Here is a 17,904-nt window from a genome sequence, read left to right as displayed (position 1 = left end):
ATCCGTTGTGGCGCGTCGGCATCGGAGGTGATCGCTGCGAACTGGCAGAATTGCGGGAGTGAAACCTGCTTTCGGTAACCGCCCCCACGACCCATCACCCTCGCGGGCGGGCGGCTTCGGGGCAGGATTGGCTCGCTGGACGCGCCGTCTGATCGCCGGTGCGGTGTTGATGGCCGTGGTTCTGGTCGGGGGTACTGCGTTCCGGGTGTGGCAGGTGGCGCGCATCGACGACACGCGGCCGGCCGACGCGATAGTCGTTCTGGGCGCGGCTCAGTATTCCGGCACTCCGTCGTCCGTCTTCGAGGCCCGACTCGAGCAGGCGTACAAGCTGTACAAGCGCGGAGTGGCTCCGCAGATCATCACTGTCGGCGGTAAACAGGAAGGCGACGAGTACACCGAAGCGGCGTCGGGAAAGATGTATCTGACCGATCGCGGAATTCCTTCGAGTGCGATCACCGCGGTGGAGACCGGTTCGGACACACTGCTCAGCATCGACGCAGTCAGTGCCGAGATGTCTTCGCAGGGAATCAATTCCGCCGTCCTGGTCAGTGATCCGTGGCACTCCTTGCGAACGCGGACGATGGCCCGCGACACGGGCCTTCAAGCGTGGACCGCACCTACTCGTCAAGGCCCGGCTGTGTTCACCCGCGAATCCCAGTTACACGGAATCGCTCGCGAAACCGGCGCGCTGCTCTGGTATCAGCTCACGCACTTCTCGGCAGACTTCCCCTACACGGCAGGGCAATAGAGACCATGACAGCTCACACCACCTACGGAGGCGGCACCTACTCCGAACACGACCTCGAACGTCGTGTCGTCGAGGCGCCGAAGCGAGCGGGGTTGCCGGGTTCGCAGATCGCAGCGGCGCAGCATCGTTCGGACTTCTCGCGAGATCGGGCCCGCGTCCAACACTCCGCGGCTTTGCGGCGGCTGGCCGACAAGACCCAGGTTGTCGGCCCGCGCGACGGTGACACGCCTCGTACGCGGTTGACACACTCGATGGAGGTCGCACAGATCGGGCGAGGGATTGCCGACGGACTCGGTTGCGATCCGGACCTGGTGGACCTCGCCGGTCTCGCGCACGACATCGGGCACCCACCGTACGGTCACAACGGCGAGAAGGCCCTCGACGAAGTCGCCAAGGACTGCGGAGGTTTCGAGGGCAATGCGCAGAATCTGCGGATCTTGACCAGCCTCGAACCCAAGATCCTGCGCCCCGACGGTCTGAGCGCAGGCCTCAATCTCACCAGGGCGTCACTCGACGCAGCCATCAAGTATCCCTGGACCCGCCCTGAGCCCGGCGCGAAGTTCGGGGCATACGACGACGACGCAGAGGTGCTCGCCTGGGTTCGCGAGGGAGCGCCCGAGCGTCGGCAATGCCTGGAAGCTCAGGTCATGGACTGGGCCGATGACATCGCCTATTCCGTGCACGACGTGGAGGACGGGGTGATCGCAGGCCGCATCGACCTTCGCTCGCTTGCCGATCCGTCCGAGCAGCGCGCACTGGCAGAACTGGGGGCCTCCGAGTTTCGCGGATTGGTAGTCGACGATCTGATCGAAGCCGCCCAACGGCTGTCCGAACTCCCCGTCGTACGCGGGGTCGGAAGTTTCGACGGAACACTCGGAAGTTCCGTCGCGTTGAAGAATCTGACGAGTGAATTGGTGGGACGCTTCGCCACCGCGGCGATCGCCAGCACCCGGCTGACACACGGTGACCGACCCCTCTCGCGCTATCAAGCCGACCTCGACATACCCGAGGCCGTCGCATCCGAGGTGGCATTGCTCAAGACCGTGGCGCTGTACTACGTGATGTCCGACGCCGGACACAAAGCGCGTCAGGATCGGCAGCGTGATCGTGTTCATCGCGTCGCGGAATGGCTGCTGGCAACTGCGCCGGCCGGGCTCGATCCGATCCTGCTGCCCGCGTGGGAACGCGCCGCAGACGACGGTGCTCGGGTCCGGGTGGTGGTGGATCAGATCGCGTCGTACACGGAGAGTCGGCTCGAACGGGTGGACAAAGCGAGCCTGGGCGCGCAGGCCAGCTGGGGCTGAGCCACTTACGCCCTCAGCAAGTCATCCGCGTCGACGGGTCGGTAGTGGTATCGAGCCACTTGCCGTAAGCGTCGCCACCTGCTGCGCGAACGTCCTTGCAGATCTTCGACTCGGTGTTCCCGGATTCGCGATACACCGTGTAGATCGCCGTCCCCGAATCGGAGACTTGACGCAGTGACGGGCAGGACTGGTCTGTGCGTAGGTATTTCGAGCCGGGGAACGCGTCGAGGTAGTTCTGGATCTCGCTGGCGTACGTTGCCGGATCGGTGGCATTGGCCAACACCACGATTCCGGTTCCTTTGCATGAGGGGACGGTGATCGGCTTGCTCACCCCGAGGTCGCCGTTCTTCGTGGCGGGGTTCGGCGCCCGCGTGGTGGTGGTTGCCTGCTGTCCGGCGGTGGGTAGCGGCTCGAGCTTCGGCGTTCTGACCGGATCCTGAATGGGTGCCAGTGCCGACGTGGCGGTGGAAGCTGCTACAGCGGTTGGTGATTCGGGGCCCGAATTCCCCAGCGTCACCCAGGCCGCCGTGCCTCCTGCGGCCAGAACGAGTGCAACTCCAGCCGCACCGATCGCGATCGGTGCTCGGTTTCGCTTGGTCTTTGTCACGATGTGCGTGTAGTTCCCGTGAGCGGGATTCGCCGTGGTGTAGGTGGGCTGCCCGACGATCGTGGGTTGCAATCCGCCGGCGGCACCGGGGGTGTGGGTCGTCGAGAGGGCCTGCCGCGCTTGGAGTGCGAGCGCTCCCGTAGTCGGATAGCGGTGTGCGGGATCCTTTGCCATGCCGCGAGCCACGGTGGCGTCAAGGCCTTGCGGGAGCGACGGAACCGCCAGTGTGGGGCGTGGCGGCGGAGCGTTCAGGTGCGAATTGACCAGATGCTCGATGCTTGTGGTGTTGAAAGGTGTTGTTCCGGTGAGTGATTGGTAGAGGACACAAGCCAGGGAATAGACATCCGCTGCGGCCGTCGGCGTTTCGATTCCGAACCGCTCCGGCGCCATGTATGCATACGAACCGACTGCGCTTCCCTCGGTGGTGATCTTCGTGTCCGTCTGTGAGTATGCGATTCCGAAGTCGACGAGGTAGGCGAAGCCGTTGTTCGTGAGAATGATGTTGTCTGGTTTGACGTCACGATGGATGAGCCCGCGGGCATGGGCGGCGTCCAACGCCGACGCGATTTGCGAGACGATGTCGACGGCTCGTACAGGCGTGAGTCGGCCGAATTCGGTCAACTCGGCTCGCAATGTGTGGCCTTCGACCAAACGCATGTCGATGAAGAGGACTCCGTCGATTTCGCCCCAGTCATGCACCGGGATCACGTGCGGTTCGTTCAGGGCGGCGGTGGCGCGAGATTCTCGGCGGAAACGAGCTTGGAATGACGGGTCGGCCGCAAGCTCTCGATGGAGCAACTTGAGTGCGACCAGGCGATCCTTCGAGGTGTCGTACGCCTCGTACACTTCACCCATTCCGCCTCGGCCGAGGAGGCTACGCAACTCGTACACGCCGAATCGGGTTCCTGATCGCCCTTCGTGCGCGCTCGAGGCGTTTTCAGTCATCGTCGGTCCCATCGCTGCGGTGCAGAGTCGGCCATCAACATATCGTTGTCAGGAGGTGCCGGGGGACCGCCTAGACTGATGTACGTGGCGGGCCGAATTTCTGACAGAGACATCGCGGCCATTCGCGAACGCACTCGCATCGAGGACATCGTCGGTGAATACGTTTCACTCAAGCGTGCCGGTGGCGATTCGATCAAAGGTCTGTGTCCCTTTCACGACGAGAAGTCGCCGTCGTTCCACGTGCGACCCAACCACGGCCTCTACCACTGCTTCGGCTGCGGTGAGGGTGGTGACGTGTACTCGTTCCTGCAGAAGATGGATCACATCAGCTTCGTCGAGGCCGTCGAGCAGTTGGCGGATCGACTCAGCTACACGATTTCGTACGAGGGCGGCGGACCGTCCGTTCAGCGCGATCGCGGCACCCGTGCACGCTTGATCGCAGCAAACGCGGCGGCTCAGGAGTTCTACGCCGCTCGTCTGCGCGAACCCGATGCCCAGGCGGCTCGCGACTACCTCACCGAGAGAAACTTCGACGGTGCAGCGGCCCTGCAGTTCGGGTGTGGATACGCGCCAGAAGGTTGGGACACTCTCACAAAACACTTGATGTCCAAAGGTTTCGAGTTCAAAGAACTAGAAGCAGCCGGGCTGTCCAAAGAAGGCCGGCGAGGTCCGATCGACCGGTTCCATCGCCGACTTCTGTGGCCGATCCGCAGCGTCGCCGGTGACGTCATCGGCTTCGGTGCCCGCAAGCTCTTCGACGACGACACCATGCCGGGTAAGTACGTCAACACGCCGGAAACGATTCTCTACAAGAAGTCTCAGGTCTTGTTCGGCTTGGACCTCGCCAAGCGCGACATCGCCAAGGGGCACCAGGCGGTAGTCGTCGAGGGTTACACCGACGTCATGGCGATGCATTTGGCCGGCGTCAAGACCGCCGTCGCTTCGTGCGGGACCGCCTTCGGTGAGGAGCACCTTGCGATGCTCCGCCGACTCCTGATGGACGACAGCTACTTTCGCGGTGAGATCATCTACACCTTCGACGGTGATGCCGCGGGGCAGGCCGCTGCGATGAAGGCGTTCGAGGGTGATCAAAAGATGGCCGGGCAGACGTTCGTCGCCGTCGCGCCCGACGGAATGGACCCGTGCGATCTGCGACTGAAGTCTGGTGACGCCGCCGTTCGCGACCTCGTGGCACGGCGCACTCCGATGTTCGAGTTCGTGGTGAAGTCCATCCTCACCGAACACGATCTGGAGACCGCTGAAGGTCGCGTCGAGGCACTGCGTCGTACCGTGCCCGTCGTTGCGCAGATCAAGGAATCAACTCTGCGCGACAGCTACGCGAATCTGTTGTGCGGATGGGTCGGTTGGGACGATCTTCCGTCGGTTCGACGACGCGTGCGTGACGAAGCTCGCAAACGGGCGTCGACGCGTGGATCGTCACCGGCGCCCAAGCGTCGTCAGGTTGTCGACCAACCTGCTGCCGATGCGCTTGCGCTGCCGATCGGAATCTCCAGGCCCCGGCCCAACGATCCCGCGCTCTCGACGCAGCGAGCTGTCCTCAAGGCCGCATTGCAGCACCCTGGCATCGCCGGCAGTGTCTTCGACTCGTTGCCGCCCGAGACGTTCACCCACCCCGCCTACGTTGTCATCAGACAGGCAATGGCTGACGCCGGTGGAACGAGCAAGGGACTCGGCGGCGCCGAGTGGATCGAAGTCGTCACCAAGGGCGTCGAAGACATGACGGTGGCCTCGGTTGTATCTGAGCTGGCCGTCGAACCGATGCCGTGTGACGAAGACACGGTTCCGCGCTACATCAACGGAGTGCTCGCACGACTGCAGGAAGCGTGGGTGGGCGAGCAGGTTGCCGACCTCAAATCCAAGCTTCAGCGCGTTTCACCTGCTGCAGCCCCCGAGGAGTACAACTCACTGTTCGGCGACCTCGTGGCGCTGGAGCAGTATCGCCGACAGCTGCGTGAGCAGGCTGTCGGCGACCAAAGCGTCTGACCTAACGGTTTTTCTTCAACTGGTCGTGGGGGACCAGAATCGTAGTCTCCTCGTTGATCGGCTTCATCGGCTCGAGCTTGGGCTGAGTACTCAGTGAGTCGGCCAGCTTCTGCCGTGACGCGTCCAACACCTTCTTGGTGGCCGGACTGGTGGCCACCGCCTTCGCGGCCCGGCTGATCTGCTCGTATCGTGCGCGGCCCGCTTTGGTTCCCAGGACGTACCCAGCTGCAACACCGATCAACAAACGCATCATTCCTGCTTCCCTCCAGCACCGATCGTCCTGACTCCATCCTGCCTGATGACTCGCTGGGCAGGCGATTTGGTACTTCGGTGAAGGATTCGCTACAGTTTCTCAGGCAACGCCGGAACGGGCGAAGCGAGCAAGACAATCCCCTGTAGCTCAATTGGCAGAGCTTCCGACTGTTAATCGGACGGTTGCTGGTTCGAGTCCAGCCGGGGGAGCAGCGAAGCCCCTCACCTGAGAAATCGGGTGGGGGGCTTTCTTGTTGTGGTCTGACCTTGTTTTTGTCTGACCTAGTGCGCTCGCAGCAGACCCACCGATCGAAGTGCCGATTCAACGTCTGCCGCCTTGTTTGCTTGTTCGCCGCGAATTCCCAGCCGTCGAGCGCTGAGGACGTTCACCGGGTTGTCGTCGACGAAGAAGGTCTGCTGTGGACGCGCATCGAGCAACTCCAGCGCAGCCAGGAAGGCCGCAGGTTCGGGTTTGGTAGCTCCGAGCATGCAGGAGAAAACATGCTCGTCGATTGCCGATGGAGTTACGACACTCTCGATGGCGGCCAAGAGAACAGGTCCGTTGTCGGAGAGTGTGGCGACCACGACCCCCTCGCTTCGAAGCGCGATTGCGAGATCGATGACCGCGCGGTCCGGGATGAAGGCCTTGGCCCAGGCTCGGCGTAGCTCGTCGCGGTCACCAGGAAACCCGAGTCGTCGAAAGCGTTCCAGGATCGCGGTTTCGGAGTGAATGCCGAGATCGCATTCCTGGTCGAACCCGGACGCGAACACGAGGGCATGAATCTCGTCTTCCGTGACGCCGATGGCCGCGGCCAGTTCTGCGGCGCGACGGTCAGGCTCGAATCGACACAGCACGCCACCCAAGTCGAACAACACGAGTTCAGGTGGTCCGCTGTCGTTCGCCATGTCGCAGAGGATAGGCGGCATCAGCATCAGTGAACGCGAAGCGAAGACGATGGCGACGGAGATACGAAAAGCCCGACGCAATACTCTGCGTCGGGCTTTCGGCGGAACCGTCGAACTGTTCGGCCGGTGCGCTTACTTCGCTGCGCGATCCGAAGGCTCGAACAGTCGGACGATGTGGCTGGGGTTGATGTAGTAGACACCATTCGGAGAATTGAGAACGAGAGTGTCTTCGGTGAAATCGGTGACGGTGCCGTTCAGCTTCGCGCCGTCGGACATGATGATCCGGATCGTGGCCTTCGAGTTCTTGAATTCGGTCAGTGCAAGCTTCATGTGGTGATCCTGTTCCGTGGGGTGTGCACTCCCACGGTATCGGCTCATCGCGCCTGTGCCGACCAACCTTGGAAGACTCGACTCGAAAGAGTGCAACGCGTCACCGCCTGCCCGATTGTGATCCGCGTCGGATGTGCCGGTAACATTCGGATTCGCCGCGATGCATCGCATCCGGATGGGGCGGTAGCTCAGTCGGTTAGAGCCGTGGACTCATAATCCATTGGTCGCGGGTTCGAGCCCCGCCCGCCCCACGTTCAGTTGCCGTGAGCCCGCAGGTCAGACCCAATGACGTTTGTCGAAAGTCATGCTGCCGACGATCGCAACGGCGACAAGTGCGCAGAGTGCAATCAACAGGGCAGTTGCCCACAGGTAGTTGGTGCAGTTGCCCACACGTAGTTGGTATTGAATCGCACGCAACGCGCATGCGGGTACGGCTGAGTTGATCCTTCGTGGCTACACAAGTAAATGTCGTACCGCGATCGTCGATCTCGGACGAGGTGAAAGTCTCGGATCCGGATACCCAATCCTCGACAAGTATCGGGAGCGCAGTGCAATTGGGCGCAACCGAGCGAGCGACGTGCCGGACGTGAAGGAAAAGTAGGTACCTATCCGGGTATTTCAGCGTATGTGCTCGACGTACAGAAGTGTCACGCTTTAGACGTGCCTACCGGTGTAGGTACAAGGCAGTCGAGCCGTCCCCCCCGCGGCTCGGCTGCACCCAAATGTTGACGCGCTGACCGGCAGCCGACTGTCGGAAACGACTCTACGCAAGGAACGGCAACGATAGTGGGCCCCGCAACTGCGGGGCCCTTTCCCTGTCTGAAAAGCGCTGTCGGACTTGGGTCATCACCATTGAGGACTTCGTGCTCGATCACTGGAAATGAGAGCCAACGAGGGCTGTCTCGCCGTCCTTGTCTGCGTCGGATCCATTTTGCCGAGCTTCGTGAATTGCAGAATCCGCAGCCCGCGAGAGCTCAGTAGTTGCCTCGATCGGGTGCAAAACCGGGCAATCGGAACAAAACACTTGTCGATGCGTTACAAATATTGTTAAAGTGTAACGACGAACTGCAAGTGAACAGCAACTTCAAGGTCTCGCTATCGGAAGCCGATGGGCGCCGGGGGAGATTCGTCTGCTGTCGATGGACGCGACGCCGTTGGGCGGCACGGATAAAGGCTCTGCGAATTGCGCCGGGTCGCACCCCTGATCAACCTGACAGACCAACGTAACGGAGAACATACTGTGACAATCAAGAACTCGATCGGGCCTGGTGTCGAAGCCGATCATGGAAACAGGCTGTTCGGCAACACTATTCGATCAGCTGAAGGTGAGGAACTGGTCCAGCGGCTGAATGCCATGTTTGAGCGAGCGAACAGCGCAGGTCAGGTGGTGAATCAACGAGAACTCTCGACCGTCCTTTCTGTACGGAGATCCGAGGGTTCGCCGGGCGACCGGTCGATTCCGGCGCCTGACAGGCTGATCCATGCGATCGAGGGACTCTCGTACGAATCCCTTTCCCTGTTGATTGGTGCGGCCGAGCATCTACTGCGTTCGGAAGGGGTACATGTCGACTCGACGCCCTTCACGTGAGGGGCGACGAGACCCGTCGAGGAAATCGAAGTGATCGGTCCGTCGCCGACGAACGAGTATTTTGTCACGATCGGAATGACGTAGTTACGTCGTCGTTTGTAATTCTGTTGTGCGACCGGCGAATCAGGCCTCCGGCGTTGCTCGGTCGCTCGATCCCGATTCCGCTGCTTCGAAGGCTTCTTGGTGCGCTCACGCGCCTCAGCGTCGAATCCTCTCCAGTCGTCGTGCGGCCCGCTCATGTCATCGCGGACTCGATCGATCGGCGACGTGGAATCGGTCGGAGTATGTCCAGTTCTTCGGCCGGTCCGAGTATCGACCGGCAAATCTTGTCGACGGAGTCAGATGCCGGATACCGGCACCGAAATACGGATCAACATTCACCTCGGGAAGCCGCATGAAGTGAATTGACTATCGCAGTCTGCTGTTGTGGTGTGAACGCTGCCCAGGCGCTGGCGGAACCCGCGAGTTCAGGGACATCGTTCCATCCAGGGCTCTGTAGCCGGGCCAACGCCGCCTCGACCGTCCCGAAAACTTCGAGGTACGCACGTGCGTCGTCGCATGTGAAGGCGAGTTCGTGTGGTTCGGCGTCGCCCCCGTCCCCGCCACACGAAGTAAGCATCAGCACGAATGGAATCGCAATACCGACCATGATGCGCTTCATCGGCCAATCGAAGCAGACCGACTCCGCTCCCGCGGACTATTCTCGATGCATGCCGATCACCCCGGATACAAAGAACTGGACCTGGGTCCTCGAACGCCCATGCGGCGAGTGCGGGTTTGATTCGTCCGCTGTTGCGTTCGCGGATGTTCCAGATCTTGTGCGTAGCAATGCCGTCTCGTGGGCCGAGGTACTGGAGGGCGAGAATGTGACGGAGCGACCGGACAGCGAAACATGGTCAGCGCTGGAGTATTCCGCCCACGTACGCGACGTGTTCCGGATCTTCAAGGTGCGGTTGGAACAGATGCTCGAATTCGACGATCCGCTATTCGAGAACTGGGATCAAGACGCAACAGCTGAGGCCGAGCGGTACAACGACCAAGATCCGGCAACGGTGGCATCGGAATTGTCCGACGCCGCGGCCGAAGTCGCGAATGCCTTCGAAACCGTGCCAGAGGGTAGCCGCCAACGACGGGGTCTCCGCAGTGACGGATCGGCGTTCACCGTCGAATCGTTGGCGGCCTACTTCATTCACGATCCGATCCATCACCTGCACGACGTCTCGGTGTAGTCAGAGCCCGCGCACCTCCTCGAGGGTTCTTCTGGCTCCGACGGAGTGCAATGAGTCGAGGGTCTTTCGGAAGCTAGCGACAAATCGGCGATCGTCCACGAGATCGCCGAACACTTGGCGGTACCCGATGAAGGCCAACGGGTCGCTCGACTGTTTCTGGGCGAGCGGCACCAGAGCGTCCGACAGCTGATCGACGACGGTGATGGGATCTCCGTTCTCGTCTGTGCCCTCGGCGTAGCGGGCCCAGCTAGCGACAATTGCGGTGGACAGGTTGATCGACCCACCGGTGTCGAGTTGGTTCCGGATGACGGGCAACAGCCACTTGGGAATTCGATCGGACGACTCGGCACACAGACGTGCAATCGTGTCGCGGATCTGGGGGTTCGAGAATCGTTCGATGAGGGTCTTCTTGTACTGATCGAGGTCGACGCCGGGTACCGGATCAAGGGTCGGCGTCGCTTCCAGATTCATGTAGTCGAGCAGGAACCCTGACAAGAGTTCGTCCTGGCATGCCTCGTGGACCAGGCGGTATCCGGCAAGGTAGCCGAAGTACGCGATGCCTTGATGGCTGGCATTGAGAAGGCGCAGTTTCATCAGTTCGTACGGGCGAACATCCGGCACGAGATTGACGCCGGCATTCTCCAGAGGTGGCCTGCCTGAGGTGAACTCGTCCTCGAGGAACCACGCGGTGAACGGCTCAGCTGCGACCGGCCACTGATCTTCCACGCCAAACGTCTCGGCGATCTCGGTGGTCACCTCGGCTGTCGTGACGGGTGTGATCCGGTCGACCATGGAGTTGGGGAAGGCGCCGTTCTCGTCGATCCACTCCGCAAGTTCGGGATCCTTCAGAGCGGCGAACGCTCCGACAGCCGTCCTGGCGACCGATCCGTTGCCTTCGATGTTGTCGCAACTCATGACCGTGAACGGGGTGAGGCCCCGGTCGCGACGGAGTGCGAGTGCCGCACAAATCAGACCGAAGGTGGTGCGGGGGAGTGTTCCCGGCTCGAGATCGTGCATCACATCGGGATGGGACGCGTCGAACTCGCCCGTAGTGTGCGAGATGTTGTATCCGCCCTCGGTGATGGTGAGAGATACGATTTTCGTCGATTCGGATGCCATCTTTTCGATCACCGCCTCCGGATCCTCTGGAGCGAACAGGTACTCGACGATCGACCCGATGACCCGGGCCTCGAGGGTTCCGTCGGAATGCTTGAGCGCCAGCGTGTAGAGGCCGTCCTGCGCGCGGAGTGCGTCTTTCATTCGCTTGTCCGACGGCATCACTCCCACTCCGCAGATTCCCCAGTCGAAGCCCTCACCGCGTCGCAGGAGAGCATCGATGTACATGGCCTGGTGTGCACGGTGAAAGCCTCCGACACCGAAATGCACTATGCCGGTAGTAACTTTGCTCCGGTCGTAGGTCGGCACTTCGAGTGCAGCATCGAAGTCGAGCAGGGTCTTCGTATTGAGTTCCATGAAAGTACTAGTCTCCTTCGGCGACAATGACTACGGCTTTGATGCTGCCGGGAATGCGATCGGCCACCAGGGCCTCTTGCGACTGTTCGAGTGAAAAGCGTGCTGTGACCATCGAGTCCAGATCGACGCGCCCGGCAGCGACCAATGCGGCGGCGATCGGCCACGTGTTGGCGTACCGGAACACTCCGGTCAGCATCAGTTCGCGATTCTGAATGATCGGGACCGGCAACGGTATCTCGTCGGCACCCATTCCGACCAGAACGACGGTCCCAGCGGGCCGAACTGCGTGAATCCCGTCGATCACCGCGGCCGTGGCACCCGAGGCGTCGATGAATGCGTCGACGGCCAGCGAGCGTACGTCGCCCTCACGTGGATCAACGACGGTTGTTGCGCCGAATTTCAGGGCCACATCACGTCGGGCCGCGTCGATGTCCGAGACGATGACTTCCGTCGCGCCGAATGCCTTGGCCACCTGCGTCGTCACGATTCCTACCGGGCCGGCGCCGGCGATCAACACCCGAGAGCCGGCAGTGATCCCCGCCTTCTGGGCTGAGGCGATCCCTACGGAGAGTGGCTCGAACAGCGCAGCTGCCTCGTAGGACACGGAATCTGCGATGGGATGGGCGAAGTCGGCACCGATCGTGACGTAGTCGGTCAGCGCACCGTCGATCGGCGGCGTCGCGAAGAACTCCATATGAGGGCAGAGGTTGTATCTGCCTGCCTTGGATTCGGGACTTGTCGGATCGGGCTTCTGAGGCTCGATGGAGACACGCTGCCCGATGCGTCTTGGGTCGACGCCGTCACCGACCGCGGCGATGCGTCCCGATGCTTCGTGTCCGAGAACGAGCGGTGAGTTGACTACGTAAGGGCCGATGCGACCTTCGTGAAAGTAGTGCGCGTCCGACCCGCACACGCCCACGGCATGGATGCGAACGAGGACTTCACCCGCCTTCGGGGAGGGTCGTGGTCTCTCGACCATCTGCATCTTTCCGGTCTCAACGAGGACATTTGCCCGAATTGTCGCAGGTAGATCGACGGATTCTCCGGAAACTGTTGTGTGGGTCACAACGTAGATGTTAGCTTAATGAGCATAAGAACATCTAGTGAGCATTTGCTCACGATCGAGAAACTTTGAACCTGATGCACAAGGAGACCGTGTGAACCAGTCGGCTCAGCCCACAGGACTCAAGACGTCGAAGTTGCCCGCTTCCGAGGATGTGCGGCTCGCCTTGCGGGCAGCGACCATGTATCACCTCGAAGGTGCCACTCAGGCGGAGATTGCAGCGAAGTTGGGCGTCTCGCGGCCGACAGCCGGGCGACTGTTGGCCAGGGCGCGGACGCAAGGTTTGGTCAGGGTCGAGATTTTGGTACCGCCGGAGCTCGAAGGTTCGGTGAACACGGAGTTGGAATCGAAACTGGAGAAGCACTTCGGGTTGGCCGAAGTTTTGATTGTGCCCGAAGCAAATTCGGACTCGGACGATCCGGACTTCGACGCGCTCGGCCGACGAGCAGCGGAAGTTCTGGTTCGTCGTCTGCAGCCGTCGAGCGTTCTCGGGTTTACCTGGGGTCCGGAAACCGTTGCGGTAGCAGGATCTTTGCCAGACAAGGCGGCGAAGTGCTCGGCTGTGGTACAACTTGACGGCTCCATGACGGTGACCGACTACCAAACCGGTGTCGACTTCACCATCGGCCGATGTGCACAACAGTTGCAGGCCAATCCTATTCGTCTCAACGCTCCGCTGTATGCCGACCCGGCGACTGTGGAGTCGATGCGAAACGACTCGGTGATCTCGAAGGCGCTGCAAGCCGGAACTGATTCCGACATCATGGTTTTCGGAGTTGGTGCCGTCTCGACTGCCACGACCTTGTTTGCCGGTAGCTTCGTCGACTCGACCATGCTGGACGAGTTGGAAAGTCGAGGCGCTGTCGGTGAAATCGGCGGCCGTTTCTACACGATCGACGGCAATCCAGTGGAGGGGCCACTGCCTGAGCGAACGGTCTCAGTATCGCTCGACGCAGTGAAATCCTGCGATCAGACGATTCTGATTTCGGGGGGAACACACAAACGCCAGGCCGTTCTGGGCGCATTGCGCGGAGGTTTGGCAAACGTACTCGTCACCGACGTCGAGTGCGCCCAGTGGCTGCTCGAAGGCTAGCGATCTCACGAGTTTCGCGGTCCGAGCGCGCGACTGACACGCAAGTGTGAAGGAAGGTAATCCGTGAAAACAGGAAGACGAGTGTGGGGCGCTGCCGCGGCGGCGCTCTGCCTCCTGGTGTCGGGATGTGCGGGCGCTGGTGCGCTCGGTGGTTCCGGCGAACGAACAGTCACCATCGCGATGGTGTCGAACTCGCAGATGCAGGACGCCATCAAACTGGCGCCGGCTTTCGAAGCCGAGAACCCTGGCATCGACCTCAAATTCGTCAGCCTTTCCGAGAACCAGGCGCGCGCCAAGATCACGGCGTCGACGGCAACCGGCGGCGGTGAGTTCGACGTCGTGATGATCAGCAACTACGAGACACCTCAGTGGGCCGCCAACGGTTGGCTCACGAACCTGTCCGAGTATGCAGACAAGACGCCCGGTTACGACGAGGACGACTTCGTACCGTCGATCAAGACTTCTCTGTCATACGAGGACAGTATGTACGCGGTTCCGTTCTACGGGGAGTCGTCGTTCCTGATGTACCGCAAGGATCTGTTCGATCAGGCGGGGATAACAGTTCCCGAAGACCCGACGTGGCAAGAAGTCGCAGGTTGGGCAGCGCAGTTCGACAACCCGGATGCCAAGATGGCGGGAATCTGCTTGCGCGGAAAGCCTGGCTGGGGTGAGGTACTCGCACCGCTGAACACAGTGATCAACACCTTCGGTGGACGCTGGTACGACGAGAATTGGAATGCGCAGCTGACCAGTCCGCAGGTCGAGGATGCGGTTCAGTTCTACGTGGACACGGTCAAGGAGCACGGTCAGCCGGGTCCTGCCACAAGCGGATTCGGTGAATGTGCAACACAATTCGCGCAAGGCAACACGGCGATGTGGTACGACGCGACGTCGGCTGTGTCGGTTCTCGAGGACCCTGCGTCGTCGAAGGTAGTCGGCAACATCGGATATGCGAAGGCCCCGAAGGTCGAGAAGTCCGATCCTGGTTGGCTCTACACGTGGGCGCTCGGAATCCCGGAGTCGGCAAAGAACAAAGATGATGCCTGGAAGTTCATTTCCTGGATGACGAACAAGGACTACATCCAGAAGGTCGGAACCGAACTCGGCTGGTCGAGAGTTCCTCCGGGAAGTCGCCTATCGACCTACGAGATTCCGGAATATCAAGAGGCCGCACAGGCATTCGGTCCGATCACCCTCGAATCGATCAACAATGCAGATCCGAAAAACCCTACAGTGCAACCGGTTCCGTACACCGGCGTCCAGTTCCTAACCATCCCTGAGTTTCAGGACCTGGGCACTCGCGTCAGCCAGCAGATCAGTGCGGCCATCGCGGGTCAGAAGAGCGTGAAAGAAGCACTCGAACAATCCCAGCAGTATGCCGAGGTGGTCGGCAAGACCTATCAGGAGAACCGATGACTACGGTTGCCGAGCCCAGAACTACGGTGGACGACGCGCCACCGGTCCGTGTCGAAAAGAAGATCTCCCGCGCCGAGGGTTGGCGTCGTAGAGGTCCCCTGTTGCCGGCGTTGATCTTTTCGATCGTCGTCACCCAGATTCCGTTTCTGTTCACCCTCTACCACTCGACGCAGTCGTGGAACCTTGTCCGGCCGGGATCGCGGCACTTCAACGGGTTCGACAACTACATCGAGGTTTTCAAGGACAGTCAGTTTCGGGAAGTCGCGGTCAACACGGTCATCATGATCGTGGGGACGGTCATCGTTTCGGTGATCCTCGGACTCGCGTTGGCACTGCTACTCGACAGAGCCTTCCTCGGTCGCGGGATCGTGCGGACACTGCTGATCACGCCGTTTCTCATCACCCCCGTCGCTGGCGCATTGCTCTGGAAGACAACAATGTTCGACCCGGTGTTCGGTATCGTGAACTTCGTCCTCCAGCCTTTCGGTGTCGGCCAGGTCGACTGGGTCAGCAAGTTTCCGCTCGCCGCCGTCATGATCAATCTGATCTGGCAGTGGACGCCTTTCATGATGCTGCTCATTCTGGCCGGCTTGCAGTCCATGCCCCGAGACATCCTCGAAGCCGCACGGGTGGACGGAGCCAAGCCGTTTGCGATGTTCCGCGAACTGACACTGCCGCACCTGCGCCGTTTCATCGAACTCGGTGCAGTTCTGGGTGCGATCTACCTCGTGAACACCTTTGACGCGGTGTACATGATGACGTCGGGCGGGCCAGGCGTGGCCAGTTCGAACCTGCCGTTCTACATCTACCAGCGCGCGTTCCTCGGCTTCGACGTAGGTCAAGCTGCGGCGATGGGTGTCGTGACAGTGATCGCGACGATCATCGTGTCGACACTTGCGCTCCGATTGATCTTCAAGAGCTTCACCGGCAACGAGGAGGCGGCGTGATGACTGCCGTAGAGACGACAAGCGCGACGGCCGACAAGCCCGTCGTCAAGAAAAAGAAGAGCAGCAAGTTCAGTCCGTGGTCGGTTGTGGCGTGGATCGCCGCTCTCGGATTTTTCTTCCCGGTCTTCTGGATGGTCCTCACCGCGTTCAAGACCGAGGCAGACGCCTACACGGATCCGCCGAAGCTGTTCTTCACTCCCACCCTCGAACAGTTCCGTGCCGTCCTCGACTCCGGTCTCGGCACGACGCTGGCAAACTCCGCATTTGCGACGGCCATGTCGACGATTCTTGTTCTGCTACTGGGTGTTCCGGCTGCGTTTGCATTGTCGCTTCGCCCGGTAGTCAAGACTCAGGACGTTCTGTTCTTTTTCATCAGTACCAAGATGCTCCCAGTCGTCGCTGCAATCGTGCCGCTGTACGTGATCGTCAACGACATCGGGTTGCTCGACAACATCTGGGCGCTGGTCATCTTGTACACATCGATGAATCTGCCGATCGCAGTGTGGATGATGCGTTCGTTCTTTCTCGAAGTCCCCGGCGAACTTCTCGAAGCTGCCAGCATGGACGGCGCGAGTTTGTGGACCTCGGTTCGCGAGGTGATCCTCCCGCTGATCTCGCCCGGAATTGCTGCGACTGCGCTGATCTGCGTGATCTTCTCGTGGAACGAATTCTTCTTCGCAGTCAACCTAACAGCTGTTCAAGCGCAGACGATTCCGGTCTTCCTGGTCGGGTTCATCACCGGCGAGGGACTGTACTGGGCTCGGCTCTCCGCGGCAGCGACCATGGCGGCATTGCCCGTCATCCTGGCCGGTTGGTTCGCCCAGAACAAACTGGTGCGCGGCCTGTCCTTCGGTGCAATCAAATAATTCTCCTCACCCTCTCAGGAGTTCGTCATGGCTGAAATCTCGTACCAGAAAGCGTCTTGCATCTACGAAGGTGCCGGGACCCTCGCTGTCGATTCACTCGATCTCGACATCAACGACGGGGAGTTCATCGTGCTCGTCGGTCCGTCAGGTTCCGGAAAGTCCACGGCCCTGCGCATGTTGGCAGGGCTCGAGGACATCGATTCCGGCGCGATCACCATCAACGGCAAGGACATGACCGATGTCCCGTCCAAGGATCGCGACATCGCAATGGTCTTCCAGAATTACGCGCTGTACCCCAACAAAACCGTCGGGGAAAATATGGGGTTCGCGTTGAAGATGCGCGGTGTGCCCGTCGAGGAGCGTAAGAAGAAAGTGGCCGAAGCGGCCAAACTGCTTGACCTGACGGAATACCTCGACCGCAAGCCGGCCAAGCTTTCCGGTGGTCAACGGCAGCGAGTTGCCATGGGCCGTGCAATCGTTCGTGAACCGCAAGTGTTCTGCATGGACGAGCCGCTCTCCAACCTCGACGCAAAGCTACGCGTCCAGACCCGCACGCAGATCGCGGCGTTGCAGCGTCGTCTCGGAACCACCACCGTCTACGTCACGCACGATCAGGTGGAAGCGATGACGATGGGTGATCGAGTGGCAGTGCTCAAGGGCGGCAAGTTGCAACAATTCGCCTCTCCGACCGAACTTTACGATCGGCCGGCCAATGCGTTTGTTGCCGGTTTCATCGGATCTCCAGGTATGAACTTGGTAACGGCGCCGGTCAGTTCGGGTGGGGTGCGTTTCGGTGACGTCGAGGTTCCGCTGGACCGCGAGCAGATGGCGGCAATCGCCGCGGCCGGTCTGGACTCGGTCACAGTAGGAATTCGACCCGAGCAATTCCAGGTGGTTGCGGCTGGAGACGGAATCGCAGCTCAGATCGACCTGGTGGAGGAACTGGGCAACGAGTCGTACATCTACGCGCACGTACCTGGCACGGAATCCGATCCGATTTCGCTCGTCGCACGCACCGGCGGGCGATCGAAGCTGCAGTACGGCCAGACGCTGGGCTTCGAGCGGGTGGACGGCCTCGTTCACCTCTTCGACCCGGCTACGGGCGAGCGTGTGGGTAGCTGAATCCCATCGCA

General features: G+C 60.9%; 17 protein-coding genes and 2 tRNA genes. 12 read left to right on the top strand and 7 right to left on the bottom strand.

Going from position 1 to position 17,904, the window contains the following annotated elements; all coding sequences use genetic code 11:
* Nucleotides 1-169: 169 nt before the first annotated feature.
* Complete coding sequence (locus tag G9U53_RS14735) at nucleotides 170-748, top strand: YdcF family protein (protein WP_128638009.1); 579 nt, start codon at nucleotides 170-172, stop codon at nucleotides 746-748.
* A 5-nt stretch (nucleotides 749-753) separates the two neighbouring features.
* On the top strand, nucleotides 754-2,052 hold the full coding sequence (locus tag G9U53_RS14730) for a deoxyguanosinetriphosphate triphosphohydrolase (RefSeq protein ID WP_003941643.1): 1,299 nt from the start codon (nucleotides 754-756) through the stop codon (nucleotides 2,050-2,052).
* Between the two features lie 13 nt (nucleotides 2,053-2,065).
* Here G9U53_RS14730 and G9U53_RS14725 read toward each other — a convergent pair whose 3' ends face one another.
* Nucleotides 2,066-3,616 (bottom strand): serine/threonine-protein kinase, encoded by a 1,551-nt coding sequence (locus tag G9U53_RS14725; protein ID WP_064113213.1) that lies wholly within the window; start codon nucleotides 3,614-3,616, stop codon nucleotides 2,066-2,068.
* 72 nt (nucleotides 3,617-3,688) lie between these two features.
* Between G9U53_RS14725 and dnaG the strand changes: the two genes are divergently transcribed.
* Entirely contained in the window at nucleotides 3,689-5,608 is a 1,920-nt protein-coding gene (gene dnaG / locus G9U53_RS14720) for a DNA primase (protein ID WP_030536590.1), read from the top strand.
* 1 nt (nucleotide 5,609) lies between these two features.
* Here the strand turns inward: dnaG and G9U53_RS14715 are convergent, their stop codons facing one another.
* Nucleotides 5,610-5,861, bottom strand: coding sequence for a hypothetical protein (locus G9U53_RS14715; protein WP_003941570.1), 252 nt, complete (start codon nucleotides 5,859-5,861; stop codon nucleotides 5,610-5,612).
* A gap of 136 nt (nucleotides 5,862-5,997) precedes the next feature.
* Here G9U53_RS14715 and G9U53_RS14710 point away from each other — a divergent pair.
* Nucleotides 5,998-6,070 (top strand) — tRNA-Asn (locus tag G9U53_RS14710).
* A gap of 72 nt (nucleotides 6,071-6,142) precedes the next feature.
* Here G9U53_RS14710 and G9U53_RS14705 read toward each other — a convergent pair.
* Complete coding sequence (locus G9U53_RS14705) at nucleotides 6,143-6,766, bottom strand: HAD-IA family hydrolase (protein WP_223304513.1); 624 nt, start codon at nucleotides 6,764-6,766, stop codon at nucleotides 6,143-6,145.
* Between the two features lie 132 nt (nucleotides 6,767-6,898).
* Nucleotides 6,899-7,096, bottom strand: coding sequence for a hypothetical protein (locus G9U53_RS33540; protein WP_223304512.1), 198 nt, complete (start codon nucleotides 7,094-7,096; stop codon nucleotides 6,899-6,901).
* A 177-nt stretch (nucleotides 7,097-7,273) separates the two neighbouring features.
* Between G9U53_RS33540 and G9U53_RS14695 the strand changes: the two genes are divergently transcribed.
* Both G9U53_RS14695 and G9U53_RS14690 read left to right on the top strand, forming a co-directional pair.
* Nucleotides 7,274-7,347, top strand: a tRNA-Ile gene (locus tag G9U53_RS14695).
* Between the two features lie 932 nt (nucleotides 7,348-8,279).
* Nucleotides 8,280-8,684: a hypothetical protein gene (locus tag G9U53_RS14690; protein WP_242692560.1), complete on the top strand. Its 405-nt coding sequence runs from the start codon at nucleotides 8,280-8,282 to the stop codon at nucleotides 8,682-8,684.
* Between the two features lie 370 nt (nucleotides 8,685-9,054).
* Here G9U53_RS14690 and G9U53_RS14680 read toward each other — a convergent pair whose 3' ends face one another.
* Nucleotides 9,055-9,345 (bottom strand): hypothetical protein, encoded by a 291-nt coding sequence (locus G9U53_RS14680; protein WP_165638839.1) that lies wholly within the window; start codon nucleotides 9,343-9,345, stop codon nucleotides 9,055-9,057.
* A gap of 49 nt (nucleotides 9,346-9,394) precedes the next feature.
* On the opposite strand from G9U53_RS14680, the gene G9U53_RS14675 reads away from it, so the two are divergent.
* Nucleotides 9,395-9,913 (top strand): DinB family protein, encoded by a 519-nt coding sequence (locus G9U53_RS14675; protein ID WP_165638838.1) that lies wholly within the window; start codon nucleotides 9,395-9,397, stop codon nucleotides 9,911-9,913.
* On the opposite strand, the gene G9U53_RS14670 is transcribed toward G9U53_RS14675, so the two are convergent.
* Complete coding sequence (locus tag G9U53_RS14670; protein ID WP_165638837.1) at nucleotides 9,914-11,386, bottom strand: mannitol dehydrogenase family protein; 1,473 nt, start codon at nucleotides 11,384-11,386, stop codon at nucleotides 9,914-9,916. It abuts the gene before it with no gap.
* Nucleotides 11,387-11,393: 7 nt separating this feature from the next.
* A complete protein-coding gene (locus G9U53_RS14665; RefSeq protein WP_039973217.1) occupies nucleotides 11,394-12,404 on the bottom strand; it encodes an NAD(P)-dependent alcohol dehydrogenase in 1,011 nt (336 codons plus the stop codon).
* A gap of 139 nt (nucleotides 12,405-12,543) precedes the next feature.
* On the opposite strand from G9U53_RS14665, the gene G9U53_RS14660 reads away from it, so the two are divergent.
* The 5 genes from G9U53_RS14660 to ugpC all read left to right on the top strand — a co-directional run bounded on the left by G9U53_RS14660 (nucleotide 12,544) and on the right by ugpC (nucleotide 17,893).
* A complete protein-coding gene (locus G9U53_RS14660; RefSeq protein WP_165638836.1) occupies nucleotides 12,544-13,542 on the top strand; it encodes a sugar-binding transcriptional regulator in 999 nt (332 codons plus the stop codon).
* A 63-nt stretch (nucleotides 13,543-13,605) separates the two neighbouring features.
* Nucleotides 13,606-14,958: a sugar ABC transporter substrate-binding protein gene (locus G9U53_RS14655; protein ID WP_003941577.1), complete on the top strand. Its 1,353-nt coding sequence runs from the start codon at nucleotides 13,606-13,608 to the stop codon at nucleotides 14,956-14,958.
* Nucleotides 14,955-15,905, top strand: a complete 951-nt coding sequence (locus G9U53_RS14650) for a sugar ABC transporter permease (RefSeq protein WP_165638835.1) — start codon at nucleotides 14,955-14,957, stop codon at nucleotides 15,903-15,905. The genes G9U53_RS14655 and G9U53_RS14650 overlap by 4 nt, the downstream gene beginning before the upstream one ends.
* Nucleotides 15,905-16,771: a carbohydrate ABC transporter permease gene (locus G9U53_RS14645; RefSeq protein WP_165638834.1), complete on the top strand. Its 867-nt coding sequence runs from the start codon at nucleotides 15,905-15,907 to the stop codon at nucleotides 16,769-16,771. Before G9U53_RS14650 ends, G9U53_RS14645 begins: the two co-directional genes overlap by 1 nt.
* A 27-nt stretch (nucleotides 16,772-16,798) precedes the next feature.
* Entirely contained in the window at nucleotides 16,799-17,893 is a 1,095-nt protein-coding gene (gene ugpC, locus G9U53_RS14640) for a sn-glycerol-3-phosphate ABC transporter ATP-binding protein UgpC (RefSeq protein ID WP_125051414.1), read from the top strand.
* Nucleotides 17,894-17,904 lie beyond the last annotated feature (11 nt).

The organism is Rhodococcus sp. D-46 (genome assembly GCF_011290655.1).
Classification (GTDB): Bacteria; Actinomycetota; Actinomycetes; order Mycobacteriales; family Mycobacteriaceae; genus Rhodococcus_F; species Rhodococcus_F qingshengii.
Note: the sequence above shows the minus strand (reverse complement) of the source record. Positions and strands in the feature narration are given on the sequence as shown.